This window comes from Natrarchaeobius oligotrophus, assembly GCF_003841465.1.
GTDB classification, from domain to species: domain Archaea; phylum Halobacteriota; class Halobacteria; order Halobacteriales; family Natrialbaceae; genus Natrarchaeobius; species Natrarchaeobius oligotrophus.
Map to the genome: position 1 here is coordinate 429298 of NZ_REFZ01000002.1, position 15349 is coordinate 444646.

Below are 15349 nucleotides of genomic sequence, written 5' to 3' on the forward strand. Positions count from 1 at the left end.
CCTGAAAACACAACGGGGCGGTACGGGGAGCTATCGTCGCTAGTTCACGGGTGATCTGCGGATTATTGTTTAGCTATAGAAAACCGAGATAGAGGTGACAGGAGTCGACGGGCTAAACGGCGCCGCCTACACGTACTTGATATCCAGTGCGATCTCGTTCGCCGTACTCTTGACCTGGCCGACGAGCTCGTCGTCGAAACCCTGATTGCCGAGCCTACTGGTCGGTGCAGAGATGCTGATCGCACCCAGAATCTCGTTGTCGGGTCGAATCGGTGCGGCGATACAGCAAAGCCCTTCCGTCCGTTCTTCCAGGTCGGTTGCAAACTCCTGCTCGCGGACGGACTCCAGTTCCTCGAACAGCGTCTCCCGGTCGGTGATCGTGTTCTCCGTCTCCTTCGGGAGCCCCCACTGGTCGACGATCGCCTCGACCCGCTCGGCCGGCAGATACGCGAGGATGGCCTTGCCGATCGCGATGTTGTGGAGTCTGAGGCGATGTCCAACCTGCGTATCGAGATTGACGGCGTACTCGCCGCGAGCCTGATAGAGATAGACGCTCTGGCCGTTTTCTTCGGTTGCGAGGTTGACCAGCATCCCGGTGTCCGAGGCGAGCTTGTTCGCTTTCGGACGACCGAACTGGTAGATCGAGTAGTTGCTTCGAACGTAGCCACCGAGGGTCAACACCTTCAGGCTCAACCGGTACTCGTTGTCCTCTTTCACCACGTATCCGTGCGTTCGGAGCGTGCTCAGGTGATTGTGAATCGCTCCCTTCGTCATCTCGAGTTCGTCCTCGAGTTCGTGAATACGTGCGCCGTCCAGTTCCCGAAGTTTCTCGATCAGATGCAACGATTTCTCCGTCGTCCGCACCGGGTGATTTGCTTCCGTCGTCATACACAACCCCATGGTATCCAGGCACATAACAGTTTTCAATTCGAAAACGTAGAATGAGAGTTCGTACCGTGTGAGGAGGGTACAACGAGCACGTTCGTTTACAAACGCTGAACGCCGACTATTCGACCCGAGTCGTCAGCGTTCCGATCGAGGCGAACTCAACCGTAAGGACGTCACCGGAGTCGACGTCGACGGCCGGCGTGAGCGATCCGCTGAGGATGAATTGTCCCGCCTCGAGCGTTTCGTCGAGATCCGCGAGCGTGTTGGCGAGCCACGCAACGGACCGTGCGGGATGTTCGAGCACCGCAGCACCGACTCCCGACGCCTCGAGCGTCCCGTTTCGGTAGAGTTTGACACCTTCGAGCGAGAGATCGACGTCGTCGACGTCGCGTCTCGTCTCGCCCGTGAGATACAACGCGGAGGAGGCGTTGTCCGCGATCGTATCCTGAATGCGAATGTCCCAGTCACGAACGCGGCTGTCGATGACCTCGAGAACCGGAACGACGAACTCGGTCGCCGCCAGCACGTCGAGGTACGACACCGGCGGCTCGAGGTCGTTACCGATGAAAAATCCGACTTCCGGCTCGATCCGGGGGGCGATGAGGTCCTCGCTCGGGATCGTGCGTCCGTCGACGAACATGGTGTCGAGTAACCTGCCGAAGTCGGGCTCCGACACACCGAGTTGGTCCTGAATACCCTCGCTAGTGAGTCCGATCTTGTGTCCGACGACGGTGGCGCCGTCCTCGAGCCGTCGGTCGATAAACGACGACTGGATCGCGTAGGCGTCCTCGATCGTGAGATCGTGCGTTTCGGTCGGGCGGGCGATGGGATTGCCCGTCTGCAACGCGTCGTACAGCGACGCGGCGAGTCGATCGCGCGTCTCGTCATCCACTGACATACGTACGGGGACCGGTCGGACCGACAAATAAGTTTGGAATAGAGTGGACGGAAATCAGTAATACGTGTTTTCTATGTGAAAACGAACATTCGGTTTTCAATGGCAAAACGATCGGACCGAATCAAACGCGACAGAACACACGAGAAAGATCGTTCCCGAACAAAATTACGAAGGTACGGCTGTAAACGTCGAGTGAACAGTCGACTGGACCCGGAGAATGACGAGAGTACGGTTGTAAACGTCGAGTGAACAGTCGACCGCACTCAAAGGGTTACAAATGCACCAGTGTAAATGCGAGGGCGGAGCGGGCAGATCCGGAAGAATAACAGAAGTCCGATGGAACACCGCAGCGAAACACCGAGCGACGAGCAGCTCGGGCGGCGGAATACTACTCAAGATCGAATCTCGAACGCCCGCGAGGTCACGGCGGTGAGGTAACGGAACGTACAAAATGCAGGGGTAGGATCAGCAACTGGCGCCAGTAGCCGGCGAACGACCCCGTGGTCGGCAGACGCGACGATTCGGTTCCAGCCTAAGTTCAGCTCACGGCATCAATCCACTATTTGTGGACGTATTGGTCACTTATCGTAATATCAATTGCTGTGATCTCGAAACAATCACGATCGCAGCGTGTATCCAATGGAAGTGGAAAGCTCCCCCCGAAAACCGATATCCTTTTCACAATAGGTGAAAGTGAGTATGGTATGCACACACAAACGGATGATGCGGACGGTCGACGGGTTCAGGCCCTCGAGAAAGGACTGACGATAATCGAGGCTCTGAAAGAACACGAAAGTGCAGGCGTATCGGAACTGGCGACGGCACTGGATATGCCCACGAGTACGGTCCACGTGTATCTACAAACGCTGAAAGCGCTAGGATACGTAATCGCCGAGGACGGTACGTATCGACTCAGTTTGCGATTTCTCGAGATCGGGAGCAGCGTTCGCGAACAACAGAAGGTGTTCTCAGCTGCGCGCCAGGAGATGATCGATATCTGTCACAACACCGGTGAAACTGTCGGTCTCGGCGTACTCGAGTCAGAAAAACGGGTTCAACTGTGGCAAATCGAAGGGAAAAATGCGATCAACGACAACATCAATATCGGGGAGTATACGCACTTGCACTGGACCTCACTCGGAAAGACGTTACTGGCGAGTCAGGACGACGACCGCATCCAAGCGATCGTCGAACGTCACGGTCTTCCGAAGGCAACCGAGAACACGATCACGAACGCAGAAGAGTTGTTCGCCGAAGTCGAAGCGATCCGACGACGGGGATATACGCTCGAGGACGAGGAGCGGAAAGTTGGAATTCGAAGTATTTCCGTTCCGATTACGGACTCGAACAACGAGACGGTGGCGGCTCTCGGAATTACAGCCCCGAAAAACAAAATGACGTCGTCGACGTGTAGCAAGTACATTCACCAGCTCGAAGAGAAGGCCAACGTAATTTCGATAAAATACGCGTATCAGTAGCAAGCATGGTGTTCGTACTCGAGTCGAACAGAGATTCGTTCGAATCGCGGACTCCGTGTTATGCGTTCCGTCGGTGGACGGATCGAAGGAATCGTTCGAGTTCGTCTCCGAGCAATTCGTAAATTTGCTCTCCTTTCTCGGCGGTGGCCAATCCGGGATCGCCGATCGCCCCGGTCTCGGAGTACTCGTCGAAATCGCGATAGACCGCGAGCGGTCCGCCCACGAGGAGGTCCTCGTCTCCGAGATCGTAGGGCTCATCGAGGTACGTTCCGTTGAGTTCGTCACGCCGAACGAGCTGTTCGTAAAGATAGAGCATGAGTGAAGTTTCGAACTCCCCACCGTGACCCATTCCGCCGAGTTCGCTGTCCCGGACGTCGTCGATGAACGAGCGGGCAAGCTGGAAGTACGTGACGCCGAGAACTTCGACGTCGTCGTGGTCGGTTCCGATGGTGCTGACCGCACCGTCGATCGCCGACTGGTTTCCTCCGTGGCCGTTTACCAGAACCACCGCGTCGAATCCGTTCTCGAGTGCGGTTGCGACGACGTCCTCGAGAACCGCAAGCAGGTGATCGAACTCGAGAGAGACAGTGCCGCCAAACGTCAGGTGGTGCGGAGAGTATCCGCTCCAGAGAGGAGGTAACAGAAGTACCGGAATTTCGTCGACTACTCGCTCTACGCCGAGCGCCGAGATCTCGTGAGCGAGGATCGTATCGGTGGCAACCGGGAGGTGGTTACCGTGCTGTTCGATGCTCCCGACGGGAAGCACGAGAACGGATCCGTCTTCCCGGGCGGTCGAAACGATTTCACCGGACGTACGCGTCGCCCACATGGCTCTGTCATCTGCTTTCGCGTCGAACATACAACCATCCGAAGAGTGGTATCCTCAAAAGTGTTTCTAGCCTCGAGCGAACACGCACTTCGGAACGGCGAGACGTTCAACGGATTCGGTACTCCGCAAGCTTCGCTTCGTCGACGGTAACGCCGAGTCCGGGTGCATCCGGCACTGGAATCGAACCGTCGACGACCTCGAGCGGTTCCTCGATCACGTCGTCTTCCCACGCGTAGTAGACCGAGTCGGGCGGTAGCGAAAATCCGGGAACGCCGAGGACGGTGTGCATAATCGCCGCGGTGCGGACACCGAGGTCGAACGCGCAGTGGTGGGCAACGGGAACGCCGGCGTCCTCTGCGATCGCAGCAAGTTGCCGAACGCCGGAGATACCGCCAGCGGGGGTCATATCCAGGACGGCGACGTCGAGCGCAGCGTTCTCGATGAGCGACTGGAGGTTGTGAGCGATGTAGGTATCCTCGTTCGGCCCGATCGGCTGGCACGTCCGTTCGCGCAGCCGGGCGAGTGATCCGTGAGAGTCGACGCGAATCGGTTGCTCGAGATACTGAAGGTAGACGCCGGCGTCGGAAAGCGCCGCTCCAACGCGCACCGCCTCGTCGAGACGCCATCCCTGATTCGGATCCAGTCGGAAGTCGAGCCGTCCGTCGACCTCGTCGTGCATCGCGAGAATTCGATCGACGTCCTCGCGCCAGTCGCGGCCGGCTTTCGTCTTCAACACGTCGTGGCCTCGTTCCAGGGCGCGCCGGGCGTGAACCCTCGATTCCTCGGGTGAAAGGATACCCACGCAGTACGCGACGTCGACAGCCCGGTCGTACTCGTAATCCTGTTCGATCTGTCGCGTCGTGACTCCCGGCGCAGTCCATCCGCCAAGCAGTTCGTATATCGGTTTTCCGAGCGCTTTGCCGACGATATCCCAGCAGGCGATCTCTACGGCGGAAAAGAACATATCGACGTTCGTATACTCGATAAACAGTAATCTGCGGAGACTCTCGACTTCGAACGGTGAGTGACCTTCGACGATCGGAGCGATGCCGTCCTCGAGGATAGCAATGGTCGTTTCTGGAGAGAGAAAGACGCGCATCTCTCCCCAGCCCGAAATCCCCTCGTCGGTATCGACCCGCACGAGAATTCGATCCATGTCCTCGACGGCACCGTGGTTGGTTACGTACGGCGAGATGCCGCCGTCCTCGATGTCGATGACGTTGACGTTAACCGCATACGCTTCTACACCAGTGATTTCCATGCAACCCCCTCGCAAGAGTATAGTAATAAAGATACTGGTACCAGAAATACGAAACAGGTTCGAAATCGTCCGATACGAAACTGGAAAGAGCGTACCAGTCGGTGGCCGAATGGTTCGACTGCATTCGCTTCGGGCGAGTGATGGACCGCATCGACAATTGTCTCTATCCGACGAACCGACGTCGGACGGTCGCTTCCAGTCCCACGCGAGCCAGCGTGTTCCGATACCGATAGTTATATATACCCCTGATTTTAACCTATGGGATGCAATGTCAAGCAATTACAATGGTGTGAACAGACGCGAATTTATCGTCGGGACGGCCGCGTCGGGTGCGGTTGTAGGGCTTGCAGGCTGTACTGGTGGAGGAAACGGAGAAGCTCCCGGAACCATCGCCGACGACGAAGACGAGTACGAACCGCTTCCGGAGATGGAGTTCGCGTCAGTGGCACAGGACGAGGACGCCCTTCGATACGAGGTCGGGAATCTGGCTCAACGCCAGATAGAGGCGCTCGGAATCCGAACGAATCGTGAAGTCGTCGACGTCGGGACGTATTCGGACAAACTGAACGACAGGGAGTTCGATTTCATGATCGCCGCCTGGACCGGCGGAACGGAACGGCTGTTCCCGTACTACAACCTATTTTACAGCTTTCACTCACAGTTCGCCAACCTTCAGGGCGGCAACTACACGATGTTCGAAAGCGACGAGTACGACGAGATGGTCGAGAACTTCCGGGACGAGCCGAACGAACAACGACGTATCGAGTACGCCCAGAACTGTCAAGAAATTCTGGCGGAGAACGTCCCCATCATCTTCACCGTCCACCCCGACGCGTTGGTCGCCGCGAACACCGACCAATTCACGAACTGGCAGGAGATGGTCGGGCTGTACGCATACAACAATATTCCGTCGCTTACGGAAATCGAAAGCGTCGACGGCGAAGACCAGGTCGTGTTCGGGACGACCGAGGCGCTCGAAACGTATCCGAACTTCTTCAACGTTACCGGGCCGGATGCACTTCGGCTGCACGCCTTCACGTACGATCCGCTCGTTCGGCTGAACCTCGAAGGAGGCCCTACACCGGCCGCAGCTGAGGACTGGGAGTGGGTCGACGAGACCACGCTCGACGTCACGCTCCGGGCGGACATGACGTTCCACGACGGGGAACCGGTGACCGCCGAAGACGTGCAGTTCACGTTCGACGCGATACAGGAACAGGGAATTCCGTACCTGGGAAGCGACATCGACCCGTACGGAAGCTCCGAGATCCTCGACGATCGGACGGTTCGGTTCAGCCTCGACAACCCATTCTCCGGCTTCGTCCAGATCAGTCTCTACCGAATTCCCATCGTTCCGGAACACATCTGGAGCGACGCAATTGACGAGTACGACCACCCGTCCGAGTGGAGCGATCCCGACATGACTGGGAGCGGCCCGTTCGAGTTCATCGACTACGAGCCAGGAACCCAAATCGTCTTCGAGAAGAATCAAGACCATTACCTGGCGGACGACCTCGATTTCGAGGAGTTCGTGTACAGAATTTACGGGTCGCAGTCGGCGATCATCGGCGACCTCGAGAGCGGAGACGTGACGTTCACGCAGTACATGGGTGCCGAGCACTGGAATCAGGCGAACGAGACGGACGGCGTTCGAGCGGTCTCTAACCCCGGTCTCGACGCACACGGGATCTGGATTCCGAACAACGAAGGACCGTTCCGTGACGTCCGGTTCAGAAAGGCGCTCGCACACGCGGTCAACCAGCAGGAGATGATAGATATTCTCCTGCAAGGGAGCGGAGACGAAGCACTGCATCCGATCGCACCGGCTAACGTCCGGTACCACAACGACGACGTTCAGGAGTACCCGCTCGACCTCGACCGAGCCGTCGAACTGTTAGAGGACGCCGGTTTCCGATGGAACGAAAGCGGCGAATTACTGATGCCGATCGACTGGGAGCCCGAGGTCGAATACATCCCTCTGGAGTAGAATGGTCAGCCTGAGCTATCTCGGAAAGCGATTGGGGCTGATGGTGGTTAGCCTGTACGCCGTCATTACGATACTGTTCTTTCTCTTCAGAATACTACCCGGAGACCCAACGAGTCGGGTCGTCTCACCGCGATTTTCCGCGGAACAACAGGAGCAGTTGATGGCTCAGTACGGACTCGACGAACCGCTGCACACGCAGTACATCCTCTACATGCGAAACTTTGCGGTCGGTGACCTCGGTCAGTCGTTCCAGCACGGCGAGCCGGTGTTGCCGTTCATCCTGGATCGGACGATCAACACGCTCATATTGACGGTACCGGCGATCTTGATCGCGTTCATCCTCGGGCCGTTCATCGGTGCGCTGTTCGCCTGGCACAGAAACGGCCGCCTCGACAACTACGGGACGGCAATCGCGCTGACCACGTACGCCGCACCGATCTTCTGGACCGGAATGATCGCGCTGATGATCTTTTCGTTTACGCTCAACATCTTGCCCTCCGGCGGAATGCGTCCCGCCGGAGACGTTCCCGGGACGGCGGTCGATCGTGTATTCTCGCTCGTAACCTGGCAGCACGCGATCCTTCCGATCGTCATCTTCGCGCTCTGGCGCATCAGCAGACCGATTCTGATCACGAGGAACACGATGATCGACGTTCTGGGCGACGACTTCATTCAGTTGAAAAAAGCGGAAGGAACGCCGGAATCGACGATTCGATATCGCCACGCGATGCGAAACTCCCTGTTGCCGGTCGTTCACTACGGCGCGCTGGCGATCGGGTACGCCTTCGGCGGCTCCGTCATTCTGGAAACGGTGTTCTCGTGGCCTGGTCTCGGTCGAACGATGTGGGACGCCGTTCAAGCACACGATTATCCCGTCGTACAGGGGGCGTTCTTCCTGATGTCGTTCATGGTAATTCTCTTTAATTTCATCGCGGACATCGTCTCGTCGTGGTTAGATCCGCGGGTGAAAGACGAGGGGGTGGTCGAGTGATGAATCTCCTCGAGGAGCGTCTCACAAAGAACCAGCGGATCGTCCTCGAGACGTACAAAGAACGGGCGCAATGGGCCGGCCGGCGATTCCTGTCCAATCGGATGGCGGCGATCGCTCTCGTCATCGTGCTGGGCACGCTCTTTATGGCGATTTTCGCACCGTTTCTGGCACCTTACGAACCGGAAGCCAACGTCGTCAGCGACCAGGGCCAGTACTCGATTCTCGAGCCCCCGAGCTCCGATCATCTGATGGGAACGAACCACCACTCGCAGGACATCCTGAGTCAGTGGATTTACGGTAGCAGAGTCTCGCTCCTCGTCGCGTTTCTCTCGGGGCTCGCGGTGATGCTGATCGGAACGACCGTCGGGCTCGTTTCTGGATACTACAAGGGAACGGTCGACCTCGTGCTGATGCGCGTCGTCGACGTCCTGTACGCAATCCCGGCGATCCCGTTGTTACTGGTTGTCTCGCTTCTATTCGGTAGCTCCGTCTGGAACGTGATTATCGCTATGGTATTGATTCTGTGGCGAACGATGGCTCGCGTCGTTCGCTCACAGACGCTGTCTCTCTCGGAACGGCCGTTCGTGAAAGCCGCGAAGGCCTCCGGTGCCAGCGATCTCAGAATCATGTACGTCCACATCGCACCGAACCTGCTTCCCATCATCCTCATCGAGGGCGTCTTCGTGATGGGGTCGGCGATCCTACTCGAGGCGGGAATCTCGTTCCTGGGGCTCGGAACGACCGAAATGATTAGCTGGGGAGTGATGTTGCAGTTGACCTACACGAGCGGTGCGATTACGCACGCGTGGTGGTGGGTACTTCCGCCGGGACTCAGCATTACCGCGCTCGTCGTCGCGTTCTTCTACATGTCGCGCGGAATCGAAGAGATCACCAATCCCGAACTACAGCACCGGTGATTTCCCCTTCGGTTCTGCTTCAGGATGAACACCTCGAACAGCCCGGACTTTCGTGGTAGGAGATACCAAAACACCTATTACCGACAAGTGTGTCAATGATTCTATGGGCGTAGTTGACATAGATGGGGTGTCGGTTGAGTACGCGACCGACGACGGCCCCGTCCGGGCCATCGACGACGTCTCGTTTCGAATTGAGGAGGGTGAAACGCTCGGAATCGTTGGCGAAAGCGGTTGTGGGAAAACCACGCTAACGAAAGCGTTTCTCCGGCTGCTCGATTCGAACGGGGAGATCAGCGAAGGATCGATCACGTACGAGGGAATCGACCTCGCGGCGGCGTCCGAGTCGACGCTACGCGAGAAGATTCGCTGGAAGGAGATTTCCTACATTCCTCAGAACGCGATGGCCGCACTCGATCCGGTGTACACCGTCGGATCACAGGTCGTACAGGTGATTAAGCTCCACACCGACAAATCCACCGCAGAGGCGAGAGAACGGTGTGCAGAGCTGTTCAAACGGGTCGATCTCGATCCGAACAGGATGGACGATTATCCCCACGAACTCTCGGGCGGGCAGCGCCAGCGCGTGACGATCGCCCTTTCGCTGGCGCTGTCCCCGTCGGTGATCGTTGCGGACGAGCCAACGACGGGCCTGGACGTGATCGTTCAGGATCAGATCTGTGACCTCCTCGAGGAGATTCAGGAGGACATCGGTTGTGCGATCGTGTTCGTAACCCACGACATGGGAGTCGTCTCGAACATTTCGGATCGAGTGGCGGTAATGTACGCCGGCAGGATCGCAGAAATCGGTCGGATCGAAGACGTATTCGAACGAAGCGCGCATCCGTACACGATCGGCCTGCAGAATGCGTTTCCGAGAATGGAAGAGTATCCGTCAGACTCAACGCTGATCGAAATTCCGGGTTCGCCGCCCAACCTCGTGGAACCGCCGTCGGGATGTCGGTTCGCGGACCGCTGTCCGTTCGCGACGGACGAGTGTCGAAGTACGGATCCGGAACCGGTCGAACTGGACGACGGTCGGCGAATCGAGTGCCTGTATCCCGACCAGCGCGAGGAGTTCAGAACGAACGGAAGTGATCCACGAACGTGGGTACCGGAATCGCAATCAAGTACCGTATACGCACCGTAATGACGATGAAACCACAATCCAGCTCGCCGATGCTCGCACCCCATCGAAAGAAATTTACGACCGTCATCAAACCGTATCTGTTGTGCCAATGAGCGTAGCGTCAACCATGAAATCGGAACAGAACGCACGCCGATTGATCGAAGTCAACAATCTGACGAAGCTGTACGATACCAATCGGTCCATCCTCGGAACGATACTCGATAACAAAGAATATCTCCGGGCCGTTGACGACGTATCATTCGGAATCGAACAGGGGGAAATCGTCGGTCTCGCCGGTCAAAGCGGGTGTGGGAAATCGACGCTCGGTGAACTTCTCGTCCACCTCCAGGCCCCGACCTCGGGAGAGATTATGGTCAGCGGCGACGACGTTACCGAGTACAGTTCCGGACAGTTGAAGGACTTTCGACGAAAGTGTCAAGTAATCTTTCAAGATCCGTACGAAGCGATTAATCCTCGGTTCACTGTTTCGAGGATCGTTTCCGAACCGCTGAAGATCCACTCGATCGGTGATCGGGAAGAACGGACGGAGCGGACGATTCAGGCACTCAACGACGCGGGACTCAAACCGGCGGAGAAGTACCTTGGTTCATTCCCGGGCGAACTCTCCGGCGGGGAACGCCAGCGGGTCAACATCGCCAGAGCGATCGTCCTCGAGCCCGATTTCCTCGTCGCCGACGAACCCGTTTCTATGCTCGACGTAAGCGTTCGAACGGGAATACTGAAACTATTCGAGAAGTTCAGAGACGAGATGGGAATGAGCATTCTGTACGTTTCTCACGACCTCTCGACGATCAACTATCTCTGCGATCGAACAATGATCATGTACCTCGGGAAAATCGTCGAAACGGGACCGACGCGGAACGTGATTCACTATCCGTCACACCCATACACTGAAGCGCTGCTCCGATCCGTCCCCGACACCGAGATCGAGACTGGCGAATCGGACAACAACGCACAGGGTGAGGTCCCCGATCCCATCGACCTTCCGGCGGGATGTCGGTACGCCTCCTGGTGTTCGCACGCCGACGAGCAGTGTGAGCGGGACGCACCGCAACTTCGGAGACGTAACGACGGAGAAACCGCGAGCGATCAGGTCGCCTGTCACTATCCCCTTGACTCGTAACTCGACAGGCGAATCCATCACGATCGACGCGAAGTCGATAGTCACGACAAAATCGTAGTGTTTCAGTGATTTTGTGTAATCGGAACGGAGTGGTTGACAGGACACGACGATCAACTTCAGTGTGATCAAGACGTACATAGTTCAGTCAGAAACGATGATCGATAGAACACGATCTGTATAGATAGCTGTTGAGGAATTTTACCAATATCCGACTAAACCGGGATGAATAGAAATAGCAAACTACCAAACTGACCTCCACTACATCCACAAGATACAGGTATTTATCCTAAAATTTAGATGTTTGCCCCTAATTCTTCCAATTAAAGTCGCAATTATTGTACTTTAGCTAATAATAGTTCCGGCACTTCGATTGCTATTACATTCACAATTAAAGGTTTTATGTGTGAAATATATTATTCGTATTTGGTTCGATGGGGGTGACGAGGGCCTTCGCTATAGTCGGCTATGGGGCTGCAAACGAAGCTGTCGTCGCTCCCGCAGAACGAGTGAAAACGAAACGGGACCCGCCACGAGTACAACCACAGGATCACCGCAGTTCTTTGACCAGCGAGTACCCGAACAGGATGACGATGGCGCTCACGGCCGCGAAGATCGTTCGCGTCGGTGAACCGCCGAAGACGACCTGGGCTGCGCTCACGCCGAGGAGAATTCCGATCGCCCAGAACAACATCGTCCGTAGATCGATACTCGAGTAGAGCCGTTCGTCGTCTGACTGTGTCATATCGTCGGCTATACGGGACGACACCTAAACCGTGTCGGTAGACGTCGAGGTGGCGAATCCGACGACCGCACGCGCGTCGACGGCACGGTTACGCCGAATCGACGACGTCCACGGTAACGCGCCCCTCGAAGTTCAGGATAACCTGTTGAACGACGTCACCGAAGATCGCTTTTCCGGTCGGCGATCGCTTCCGTCCGACGAGAAAGACGTGATCACAATCGGTATCGTATGCGGTCTCCAGGATCGCATCCCCGAGGTCGTCCTCGTCGATGACGCGCGTCTCGATCTCGTAACTGAGATCGAGATCCGCGATCGTCTCCGCCGCCATCGATGACGCGAACTGTTCGGCCGGCTGGAGGGCGACGGTCGAATCGTACGACGTTCCCTCCTGTTCGCTGATCGTTTCGATCGTGTCGAGATTCGATTCGACTTCCTCGGAGGTCAGATACGAGAGAACCACGAGCTCGGAATCGGAACTGCTGGCGAACGCACCAGCCTCTTCGAGCAACGCGCGGTGCGTTTCGGTGTCGTCCAGGACGACTAATCCTCGGTTCATATCGTTGAATCAAACCGAGCACATATAAAACCTGCTACTGTTCGGTGCGGTCGAGACCGAACGCGAAAGTGAACGGGCCGTAACGCCAGTCGAGTGTCGGTCGACGGAATTTCCGGTGACCGACGCGTATCGGCCGAGCGACTCGATTCGGTGAGTGTGAACGCGCCCGAGACGGTCGATGCGATCGAAAGGTGGTGATATCGTGTCGATCAGATCCAGTGACGACCGCGGAGGACGGTGGAAGGGGGCGGCGATATTCGCGACAGCCGAACGGGGGCACGCGGCGGGCGAACGCCCGCTCGGCAACGGCGGCGGATTTTATACAGCCATACGGTTGTAATACAATTTGTGAGCACGGAACACGACGTCGACGCCGACCGGAACGGCGTTCGGCGGACTCCGCTCAGGCGACTGTTCTCGAGCGGGCCGAGCACGGGATGGAATTCGCCCGTTCGTTGGTGCCGAACGCCGAGCCGACTTCAGTTACTCGCGCACCCGTGAACGAAGGGAGGGAGTAATCGACAAAACGAGTTACTCAGCGACCTCACTCGAGAGGAAATCGCAATGACGCGGATCGAGGGGGACAGATCGGCCCCTCGTCGGTGTCTCACCCACCAAACGGTCCCACAGCGTTCCGCATCGGTCGGTCGCGACCGACTGATTCCCGACCGATTCGGTGGTAACCGCGGACGGGTTGACTGTGGTCCGACGATATTCGTTCGTCTCTTACGAACGAGAGTGGTGCGGACCAGCACGACCGATTCGATCACCGCGTCGTCCGTATCGAAGAGCGATGCGCGAAGAATAGCGAACGGACACGTGAATTGTCGCCGGTCGTGACCTCCCGCCCGAAATAGCAACAACCGGAAGAAATATATCGGATAAGGAGCAACCACCGAACATGGATTTCACACATCCATACGAAGAAGTAGACTGGTCTAAAGTTGAGCACCATCTGGCTCAATTTCACGTACACGAGCCACGGAACAAGCTCAGCGCGGACACTGCAAGACACGAACCCGACGTCGCTGCAGAGGGCGTTCCGATCGATCACATCGGAAAGAACAACCTCTCGGAGGCTTCGAGTCCCGGCGTACTGATCCAGAAGTATCGAAACGCCGGGTACACAGTGTTCTCGTTGACGGAACACGAGTACCAGGTCGACGGAAACAAGTACAAACACGTGCCGTACGACGAGTGCGACGCCGATCTGGACAAGATGAGCTGGCCGTGGTCCAAGTGGGGCGTGGACGCCGACAAGCTGGAGATGGTCGCCCTCCAGGGAGCGGAGATCCGCGGCGACGTCCACGGCGTCGACAATCTGCACGACATCGTCAGTCTCGACAACGATCTCGGTCACGGGCGAGATCGACCGATCGAAGAGGTCGTCGCTGACGTCGAGGAGCGCGGCGGGATCATGTACCTCGCCCATCCGAGCAAGTACACCGACACCGAAAACTGGGAGATCTACTGTCCGGTACTCGAGTCGTGCGACGCACTGCTCGGTCTCGAAATCTTCAACGGCGACGATCGCGCGCCCTCTCGAGAGCTCTGGGACAGACTCCTCACCCACTTCGGGAAGGAGCGTCCGCTCTGGGCGTCCGGTGGTGACGATTACCACGCCCGGGCTCGAGAGCGCTACGACAAGCGATTCAACAGGTCACGGACGGTCGTGCTCGTCTCCGAACTGTCGAAACGGAACGTCACCGAAGCGCTTCGAAACGGACGGAGCTACGTACAGTACAACGGTGACGCCCAGGCGCCGTTTATCGAGTCGATCGAGTCGAGTTCGAACTCCGTTACGATCTCGGCACCCGACGCAAATGAGATCACCTGGATCGCAGAGGGCGAGGAGGTCGCGACCGGCGAGACGGTGGTGAGCGACGCGCTCGACGATCCCGCCTACGTCCGCGCCGAACTCGGCGGGCGCGGCGGATCGATCACCGCGACGAATCCGTTCTACCTCGAGTGAGGATCGGTCGGGAAACGCGGACGATCGACGTGAGTACTCCGATACGTGCGACGGGGTACGAAGGGGTCGATACCGGTCGAACGATCGGCCGCCGTAGGCGAACTCACAGATCCCGCGTCGGCTCTCAGATCGACCGTCGCGAATTCGACCGAACGACAGGCGGTAAACCGCCGGGATTCGAACTCCGCGGCGAGTCGCGAGAACGGTGGAGGGTGCGCAGTCTGAGAAATCGGGTTCGGTCCGCGAGGTGCCGCTAAATAACAGGTGCAGACGTTACTCCCAGTGAGATTCCCAGTTGAGAGCCAGCAGGACGACCGTCGCGATCAGCACCAGACCCACGGGAATAACGGTCAGCACCGCGACGACGTACGACTCGCTTCCCGGCTCGAGAAACGGAAACGAAAACCCGAGCAGCAACAGTATCACGATACAGATCGCAAAGATCGGCCGGAGCATCGATCGCGTTATTACCCACACGTGTGATCACCAGTACCTCCCTCTGACGACTCGACCCAAATAGCTCTTTTGAAACGTGCTATCTGAACGACTCGAGGGTCGAG

General features: G+C 57.4%; 14 protein-coding genes. 7 read left to right on the top strand and 7 right to left on the bottom strand.

The window, feature by feature from the left end; genetic code table 11:
• Positions 1-126: 126 nt before the first annotated feature.
• On the bottom strand, positions 127-888 hold the full coding sequence (locus EA472_RS04720; protein ID WP_124190353.1) for an IclR family transcriptional regulator: 762 nt from the start codon (positions 886-888) through the stop codon (positions 127-129).
• Positions 889-1006: 118 nt separating this feature from the next.
• Entirely contained in the window at positions 1007-1786 is a 780-nt protein-coding gene (locus tag EA472_RS04725; RefSeq protein WP_124190354.1) for a 2-keto-4-pentenoate hydratase, read from the bottom strand.
• Positions 1787-2388: 602 nt separating this feature from the next.
• Between EA472_RS04725 and EA472_RS04730 the strand changes: the two genes are divergently transcribed.
• Positions 2389-3264, top strand: coding sequence for an IclR family transcriptional regulator (locus tag EA472_RS04730; protein WP_124190355.1), 876 nt, complete (start codon positions 2389-2391; stop codon positions 3262-3264).
• Positions 3265-3322: 58 nt separating this feature from the next.
• On the opposite strand, the gene EA472_RS04735 is transcribed toward EA472_RS04730, so the two are convergent.
• Complete coding sequence (locus EA472_RS04735) at positions 3323-4123, bottom strand: creatininase family protein (RefSeq protein ID WP_124190356.1); 801 nt, start codon at positions 4121-4123, stop codon at positions 3323-3325.
• A gap of 76 nt (positions 4124-4199) precedes the next feature.
• Complete coding sequence (locus tag EA472_RS04740; protein WP_124190357.1) at positions 4200-5354, bottom strand: mandelate racemase/muconate lactonizing enzyme family protein; 1155 nt, start codon at positions 5352-5354, stop codon at positions 4200-4202.
• 268 nt (positions 5355-5622) lie between these two features.
• Between EA472_RS04740 and EA472_RS04745 the strand changes: the two genes are divergently transcribed.
• From EA472_RS04745 to EA472_RS04765, 5 genes are all read left to right on the top strand, one after another.
• Positions 5623-7341: an ABC transporter substrate-binding protein gene (locus EA472_RS04745; RefSeq protein ID WP_165874823.1), complete on the top strand. Its 1719-nt coding sequence runs from the start codon at positions 5623-5625 to the stop codon at positions 7339-7341.
• 1 nt (position 7342) lies between these two features.
• Positions 7343-8332 carry an ABC transporter permease gene (locus EA472_RS04750; RefSeq protein ID WP_124190359.1) on the top strand — a complete coding sequence of 330 codons (990 nt, stop codon included), beginning with the start codon at positions 7343-7345 and terminating at the stop codon, positions 8330-8332.
• Positions 8332-9249, top strand: coding sequence for an ABC transporter permease (locus EA472_RS04755; RefSeq protein WP_124190360.1), 918 nt, complete (start codon positions 8332-8334; stop codon positions 9247-9249). The genes EA472_RS04750 and EA472_RS04755 overlap by 1 nt, the downstream gene beginning before the upstream one ends.
• A gap of 103 nt (positions 9250-9352) precedes the next feature.
• Positions 9353-10396, top strand: coding sequence for an ABC transporter ATP-binding protein (locus EA472_RS04760; protein WP_124190361.1), 1044 nt, complete (start codon positions 9353-9355; stop codon positions 10394-10396).
• Positions 10397-10502: 106 nt separating this feature from the next.
• Positions 10503-11519 carry an ABC transporter ATP-binding protein gene (locus EA472_RS04765; RefSeq protein WP_124190362.1) on the top strand — a complete coding sequence of 339 codons (1017 nt, stop codon included), beginning with the start codon at positions 10503-10505 and terminating at the stop codon, positions 11517-11519.
• A gap of 547 nt (positions 11520-12066) precedes the next feature.
• Here the strand turns inward: EA472_RS04765 and EA472_RS04770 are convergent.
• Together EA472_RS04770 and EA472_RS04775 are read right to left on the bottom strand one after the other, a co-directional pair.
• Positions 12067-12261 (bottom strand): hypothetical protein, encoded by a 195-nt coding sequence (locus tag EA472_RS04770; RefSeq protein ID WP_124190363.1) that lies wholly within the window; start codon positions 12259-12261, stop codon positions 12067-12069.
• A gap of 88 nt (positions 12262-12349) precedes the next feature.
• Positions 12350-12817 (bottom strand): universal stress protein, encoded by a 468-nt coding sequence (locus EA472_RS04775; RefSeq protein WP_124190364.1) that lies wholly within the window; start codon positions 12815-12817, stop codon positions 12350-12352.
• A 901-nt stretch (positions 12818-13718) separates the two neighbouring features.
• Here EA472_RS04775 and EA472_RS04780 point away from each other — a divergent pair.
• Positions 13719-14789 carry a hypothetical protein gene (locus EA472_RS04780; RefSeq protein WP_124190365.1) on the top strand — a complete coding sequence of 357 codons (1071 nt, stop codon included), beginning with the start codon at positions 13719-13721 and terminating at the stop codon, positions 14787-14789.
• A gap of 273 nt (positions 14790-15062) precedes the next feature.
• Here the strand turns inward: EA472_RS04780 and EA472_RS04785 are convergent, their stop codons facing one another.
• Positions 15063-15245 carry a hypothetical protein gene (locus EA472_RS04785; RefSeq protein WP_124190366.1) on the bottom strand — a complete coding sequence of 61 codons (183 nt, stop codon included), beginning with the start codon at positions 15243-15245 and terminating at the stop codon, positions 15063-15065.
• Between the last annotated feature and the right edge of the window lie 104 nt (positions 15246-15349).

What these genes read in the sequence shown, in the direction of transcription:
- EA472_RS04735 (WP_124190356.1), bottom strand. Translation starts at nt 4,123, where the DNA reads ATGTTCGACGCGAAAGCAGATGACAGAGCCATGTGGGCGACGCGTACG.
- EA472_RS04780 (WP_124190365.1), top strand. Translation starts at nt 13,719, where the DNA reads ATGGATTTCACACATCCATACGAAGAAGTAGACTGGTCTAAAGTTGAG.
- EA472_RS04760 (WP_124190361.1), top strand. Translation starts at nt 9,353, where the DNA reads ATGGGCGTAGTTGACATAGATGGGGTGTCGGTTGAGTACGCGACCGAC.
- EA472_RS04770 (WP_124190363.1), bottom strand. Translation starts at nt 12,261, where the DNA reads ATGACACAGTCAGACGACGAACGGCTCTACTCGAGTATCGATCTACGG.
- EA472_RS04745 (WP_165874823.1), top strand. Translation starts at nt 5,623, where the DNA reads ATGTCAAGCAATTACAATGGTGTGAACAGACGCGAATTTATCGTCGGG.
- EA472_RS04785 (WP_124190366.1), bottom strand. Translation starts at nt 15,245, where the DNA reads ATGCTCCGGCCGATCTTTGCGATCTGTATCGTGATACTGTTGCTGCTC.
- EA472_RS04765 (WP_124190362.1), top strand. Translation starts at nt 10,503, where the DNA reads ATGAAATCGGAACAGAACGCACGCCGATTGATCGAAGTCAACAATCTG.
- EA472_RS04755 (WP_124190360.1), top strand. Translation starts at nt 8,332, where the DNA reads ATGAATCTCCTCGAGGAGCGTCTCACAAAGAACCAGCGGATCGTCCTC.
- EA472_RS04720 (WP_124190353.1), bottom strand. Translation starts at nt 888, where the DNA reads ATGACGACGGAAGCAAATCACCCGGTGCGGACGACGGAGAAATCGTTG.
- EA472_RS04725 (WP_124190354.1), bottom strand. Translation starts at nt 1,786, where the DNA reads ATGTCAGTGGATGACGAGACGCGCGATCGACTCGCCGCGTCGCTGTAC.
- EA472_RS04775 (WP_124190364.1), bottom strand. Translation starts at nt 12,817, where the DNA reads ATGAACCGAGGATTAGTCGTCCTGGACGACACCGAAACGCACCGCGCG.
- EA472_RS04750 (WP_124190359.1), top strand. Translation starts at nt 7,343, where the DNA reads ATGGTCAGCCTGAGCTATCTCGGAAAGCGATTGGGGCTGATGGTGGTT.
- EA472_RS04740 (WP_124190357.1), bottom strand. Translation starts at nt 5,354, where the DNA reads ATGGAAATCACTGGTGTAGAAGCGTATGCGGTTAACGTCAACGTCATC.